The following is a 6,087-nucleotide window of genomic DNA, read 5'->3' as shown; positions in this document are numbered from 1 at the left end:
GGAGGAGCTTCGCCGTCGATGAGATTGCGAGAGGCGAGTTGGCGGAAGAGCGGATCCGGATAGTGCTTCGACGCGTCGAGATAAGCAACCGAGAATTTTTTCGGGTCGAAAGGAACGCTCCACCACAGGGTGCCCCAGAGGAGCCGCTGGAGCATATTGTCATAGGTGTCGATACCGGCGCGATAGAGCATGGCGGTCATGTAAAACTGCCGAGGCATGTCATTGTTGTATCCATGCTCGTTGGGTACGCCGTCCCCGGTTGACAAATACCGCCGTATACTCAGATAATTTTTATCGCTAGCGGTTGCAAAGGCGACAAGCGGGGCGTGACCGCAGCACAACCCGGTTGCGAGGGCATTTGCCGTGATGGCCTGCTGACGGTGCTGCATGTTCATGCGGTAATCGGTCATTTCAACCGATATGGGAATAATGAAATTCTTTTCAAGGTCACGTCCCTCACGGGGTGAAACGCCGCCGGTTCCCTTGAGGATGTCGTATGCCTCGGTAAGGTTGATCATATACATGGCTTCCATGTATTTGGCGAACTGGACCCGGCCTTTGTCGATTGTTTCCGTCGAGGCATCCAGATTGAGACATGGCCAGGTGAAATACTTGTCGCGGTACTGGCGCAGGATTGTGAGCGCCCCTTCGCTGAAGCGTTTGTCTTTGGTGAGAAGGTAGGCAAGGGCAAGATTTTTTGTCCCGGTGAACATCGCCGCATGTTGGTTGGTACGGTAATTCAGATCGAGGTCAACGCCCATGAAATCAGTTTTGCGGTATTCGCCGCCAATAGGACAGCGATGCTTACCCGGCCCTTCGTATACGAGCGGAGTGCGGTGCTCGACGCAATAATAGTATGCAGCCGCCCATCCGGGACCGTCCGGGATTTTCAGATCGCCCTGGAGCATTTTTTCAGCCTGCTTTATGTAGCCGTCGCCCTCACGTTTTCCCCAATCCGTCGTCCGATACCGTTTGAGAATATCGGGAATGTCGTCCGGCCCGAACAGGATGACCGGGTTTTCGAGCCGTTTCGGCATGATAATGAGCGGCAGATCGATCCTATCGCTCGACCGGAGTATTCCTTCGTCCGAATCGGGAACGCCCTCCACCGAAAAAACCGGCAGGAACCACTCGCAGTAAAGTACGGGCAATGTCTGAGAGCGGTCGGCGGGGAGACGGAGTGTCGCGGTGAAAGATGCTGAATCGCCGGGTGCTATGGCCTTTGAAGTTGGAAAAATTGTACCTGAACAGAGCCTTCCCTTCCAGTGCTCAAGCCGGGACGAGATACGGTGGGACTTGGTGTCATTATTGGCGACCACGATGGGATATGTGAAAACAAGTTCTCCCGTGGGTTGGGTTTTCGATGTATAATCGCAGCCGTTCCACCGGACATCGAGGTACCGTTTTATAAGGCGAACGTTTCGAATGGAAATCTGACGGGTCGGGGACTCCTCAGAATATCCGGACTTGACCGACCAGAAGTTAAAAGTGACCCGTGGTCTATCCGCTTTAAAAAAACTTTCCCATCGGGCATTGGGGACGGCGTCTGCCACATTCATCTCCGGCTGGCGGAGATCAAGATGGATCGTATACCAGCCTTCACGGGGTGAAATGATGTCTACGGGACGGTAGACGCGTCGTTTCTGGCCGGGCTGTTCTATAAAGACCATGACATCGGCGGGACCGCCCTCGATTTTAAGGTCGAATTTGCCAAGACCGTAATCTCCAAACCGAGCCTCATTGGGGAGCGTGAATGAGAAGAGCACACGGTCGCCGATCGGAGCTTCCCAGACAAGTGCGCCGCTGGCATCCCAGGTTAGTTTTTCAAGGTTGCCGTCCAGTTTCTCGCATTCAGCATTGGGCCCTGTCGGGATGAGAAGCCTGTCAGGCGATGATAGTGCCGCATTCGATGGAAGTATGGCAACTCCAGTGGAAATAGTACTAAGCAGTAATAACCGGAAAATCGCGTTTTTCACAAGAATCTCCTTAAGTGAAAGTAAAAAACCATGAACTGAATGATGGAACTTTAACGTCCGATAGTTTAAAGGTAATCAAAAAGAATGAAGCGGATACTCGAAAAAAGCAAGAAAAATCCCTGATATGATTGAAAAATAATATACGGTTATGTCATTTATTAAGAATTTTTGAAGATATTGTGCTGTGATTAAACATTTAGGTCCTGAAACGAGTTCAGGATGACACGTGTCATGCCGAACTTGTTGCCGCTTCGCGGGAACGATGAAACCGTTTCGGCATCTATACAAATGAGCAGGTATCTTATAAGAAATTGATGGGTTCTCACGACTCAACAAGCATTTGAAATACCTTTTCTCATACATCATTTTCTTCTTTACATTCAAGTGTTGTTGTAAATATTCTTGGAATTGATATATTTATGAAAGGGGTGGTTCAGACATTTTCCTTTTTGTTTTTCTTTATTTTGTTTTTTATTTTGTCTGCTAACATCTGACTTCTGTATTCTTTCTTTATTGATGGTACGGTAAAAAGTCAGAAATTTGATAATGTATTGCTTATAACCTCTTGTTTTTATTGACAGTGTTTTTTAAAAACGACTTTTTGCCGGATCATCTTTATCGCCTTTGCGTCTTTTCGAGAGATTCTTTAATTGTCAGCATTTAACACGGGAGGAAAAAATGTCTCAGGATACAATTTCAAAAAGCAGGAGGGCGTTTCTGGGAGCGGCCGCCGGAACAGCGCTGGCAGCCGCCGCGGCAGCCGCGCCTGCGGTGAATACTGCAAAACCGGAGGGAAAACCCTCCGGCGGCAAACTGAAAATGGCCCTGGTAGGCACCGGCATTCGGGGAAGCACACTTTGGGGCAAGAATCTGGTTGACAAGTACAGCGACATCATTGAATTCGTGGGTCTCTGCGATATCAATCCGAAGCGGGTGGAATTCGTGAAGGGCTACATGGGGGTAAGCTGCCCCACGTTCACCGATTTCGATGCCATGATCGCACAGACGAAGCCGAATCTGGTCATGGTGACCACCGTGGACTGCTTCCATGCCAAGTACATCTGCCGCGCGCTTGAGCTCGGCTGCAACGTGATGACCGAAAAACCGCTCGCAATCGATGAGAAACAGTGCCAGGAGATCAGGGACACCGAGCGGAGATACGGAAGGAACGTACGGGTAACTTTCAACTACCGGTACAGCCCCGACGCCGAACGGATCAAGACTATTCTCGCTTCGGGCGAGATCGGGCAGATCACTTCGGTTGACTTCCACTGGTACCTGAACACAAGCCACGGCGCCGATTACTTCCGCCGCTGGCACGCTTTCAAGCAGAACAGCGGCTCCCTGCTCGTGCACAAGGCCACCCACCATTTCGACATCCTTAACTGGTATCTCAATGCCGACCCAATCGAGATAAACGCTTACGGCGACCTGCGTTATTTCGGCTTCAACGGAGACTACCGCGCAAAATGCTGCCGTGAGTGTACCCACAAGTCGGAATGCCCCTATTTCTGGGACATTACCAAGGACCAGATGAGTATGAACCTCTACGTCAAGTGCGAGTCTGAGGACGGCTACATCCGCGATTCCTGCCTCTTTCGCGAAAATATCAACATCTGGGACAACATGTCGGTCCAGATCAGGTATTCGAACGACGCCCTCGTGAGCTATTCGCTTGTGGCCGGAATGCCTTACGAGGGATACGCCATCGGATTCAACGGCACCAAGGGGCGGCTCGACGCCCGTATCTACCATGCCCAGCCCTGGCAGGTGGACCGTATTGCCGACATACGGCTCACCCGCAAGTTTAAAGGAACGCTGGAGACAACCATTTCGGAGGGCGGCCCGTCCCACTGGGGCGCGGACGACAAGATGCAGAACATGATCTTCCGCGGCGCGCCTGACCCCCTGGGCCAGACAGCGGGGACCCGCGCCGGAGCCATGTCCATCCTCATCGGCATCGGAGCGCGTCACAGCATCGAGCAGAACCGTAAGATCACCCTTGACGAGATGGTGAAGATATGATGAAATCTGAGGTATTAATTTTGTTGCTTATCGAGTTAACTCTGCTTGTTGAATAATACGAGTAAATAAAAGACCTCACCCCCTGACCCCCTCTCCAACAAGTTAGAGAGGGGGAAACCCAATAGTAATTTTCTAATGCATTGTTTGTAAATCACATATGGGTCTTCCCCTCTATTGCGTGCAAGAGAGGGGATTATGGGGTGAGTTAAAATGCGGTAAGAATACATATACGGTTGTTAAAATATTATATCAGCGCAGATTAATGCGAATGGGAAAAACGACCGGGGAGAGTCGGTTTCTTCAGGGGTCTATCTTGTTGAAATCAGGGCGGGGAAAATGCGTGCTGTGCATTCCATGATGTTGCTGCGGTAGAGAGTTGCTTCTTATCTTTTCATCATCTTTTATCACTTGCATCACACAAATCAGTGGTTCAGACAGTCTTCAAGAGAGAGAATTATTGGCCGCTTTGATTTTCAAGGATATACCGTATAACATCTTCGGCGGTATAGGAAAGCTTATCCTTTTTAACAAATCTGGCGATTAATCTCAGATCATCTCCGGAGGTGACTATCGGGACTTCCCGGTAGCCGGAGGGACGGATCTGGGGAAGGCCGATGGTCGCTACCAGGCCGTTGCATATGCATTTCCGGCCGATGGTATCCTCAATCCTTCCGCCTTTCTTCAGGAAGGCATCCACATCCGCTGAAGGGCAGCGATAGCCGAAGGTCCCATCCGCCTTTTTGTAAGTCCGCCGCAGGTAGCCGAGATCGCATACCCTGGGCCGTGCTTCGTAAATTTCCTTTTCCGATACCGAACCTTCCAATTCGACGACCTTGAAAGGAAATCCGCTCGGCGAGGCCAGCGGGTCGGTGAGAACCTCACCCATTCCATCGAAGGCTTGACGAATTACCTTCCGTTTGATTTCCTCCGTGATGCCTGATTCGCGGCAAAAAGCAAACGGAGTTCCGACCTGGATTCCGACTGCGCCAACCTTAAGAGCGGCATCCAGTTTGACAGGGCCGCCGTAAGAGCCGGCCAGCCAGAACGGCAGGCCAAGATTCCTCATCTCCTCCAGGTTCACTACATCACGAGGCCCATATACCGGTTCGCCGCGTTTATTGAGCTGTATCACCCCGCGAGGCGGAGCATTATGCCCTCCGGCGGTCGGTCCCTCGATCACGAAACCATCCACTTTTCCGGTAGCTTTTTTCGTCAGCATAATCGCCAGCACAGCCGAAGAGATGATCGCAAGGAAGATAGGGCGCTTCAGGGGAGGAAGCATTTTTCGGATAACCTTCCCCGGGTCGAACTCAACGGTGAAATTATCATCGCTGGTGATGCCTTCGGCCTGGAGTGTAGTGGCGAATGGATTGTGGAGGGCGAGACGGTCAAGGATCCCCGGAATTTCTCGCGGAATTCCGGCGCCCATAATGACATAGTCCACCCCGGCCAGCATGGCGCCGTAAAAAGCCGGGACATTGGGAAGCTGTATTTTTTCGAGGTAATTAATTCCTACCGGGCAGGTATGGCCTTCCTTGGCGAGGAAGACCTCGACAAAATTCGCGGCAACCGCCAGTTCCAGGAGATCGAGGCTGGTTTTGACCGTATGCATGGGAACAAGCTTATAGGGAGCGTTTTCGGATTTTCCGCCGGAAATGTAATAAGTGTTCAGTATTTTTTCCGCAATTTCAGAGGAGGGAAAATGCGCAAGAGCACGGCGTACATCTCCATCCGGATCGCCGTTCTGAAGACGTCTTGCGATGATGGTATCCAGGCCGACCCCGGAAACGACACCCAACTGTCCAAGCCTGGAAACGGTACGGGCCAGATGCCAGGTAGAAGCGCCGATTCCCATACCGCCCTGAATAATGAGAGGATAATTCAAAAACAATTTCTCCCGGGGTCCGTGTTCCTGATTTTGCTTTGAAAATGTACTCAAAGAAACTAGCCCTAATTATTCACAAACTTAAAGATAAGATCCCCCCGCCGCTTGGCGGCGACCCCCTTATCGAAGGGGGTAGAAAAAATGAAAGATAAAAAATGCTTGTGGCGAATTCTCCCCTTAACAAGGGGAGATGCCGACAGG

The 6,087-nt window shown here is 51.1% G+C and carries 3 protein-coding genes; 1 reads left to right on the top strand and 2 read right to left on the bottom strand.

Annotated features, from left to right (window positions below; genetic code table 11):
• On the bottom strand, nucleotides 1–1,976 hold a 1,976-nt coding region (locus Q8O92_16470; GenBank protein MDP2984915.1), incomplete at its 3' end, for a hypothetical protein.
• A gap of 678 nt (nucleotides 1,977–2,654) precedes the next feature.
• Between Q8O92_16470 and Q8O92_16465 the strand changes: the two genes are divergently transcribed.
• On the top strand, nucleotides 2,655–4,001 hold the full coding sequence (locus Q8O92_16465; protein ID MDP2984914.1) for a Gfo/Idh/MocA family oxidoreductase: 1,347 nt from the start codon (nucleotides 2,655–2,657) through the stop codon (nucleotides 3,999–4,001).
• A gap of 454 nt (nucleotides 4,002–4,455) precedes the next feature.
• Here the strand turns inward: Q8O92_16465 and Q8O92_16460 are convergent, their stop codons facing one another.
• Nucleotides 4,456–5,886 carry a nitronate monooxygenase gene (locus Q8O92_16460; GenBank protein ID MDP2984913.1) on the bottom strand — a complete coding sequence of 477 codons (1,431 nt, stop codon included), beginning with the start codon at nucleotides 5,884–5,886 and terminating at the stop codon, nucleotides 4,456–4,458.
• Nucleotides 5,887–6,087 lie beyond the last annotated feature (201 nt).

It is taken from the genome of Candidatus Latescibacter sp. (assembly GCA_030692375.1).
Classification (GTDB): domain Bacteria; phylum Latescibacterota; class Latescibacteria; order Latescibacterales; family Latescibacteraceae; genus JAUYCD01.
The sequence above is the reverse complement of the archived record's forward strand: the minus strand, read 5'-3'. Positions and strand labels throughout refer to the sequence as shown.

Coding starts and splice junctions, on each gene's coding strand:
- Q8O92_16465 (MDP2984914.1), top strand. CDS start 2,655: ATGTCTCAGGATACAATTTCAAAAAGCAGGAGGGCGTTTCTGGGAGCG.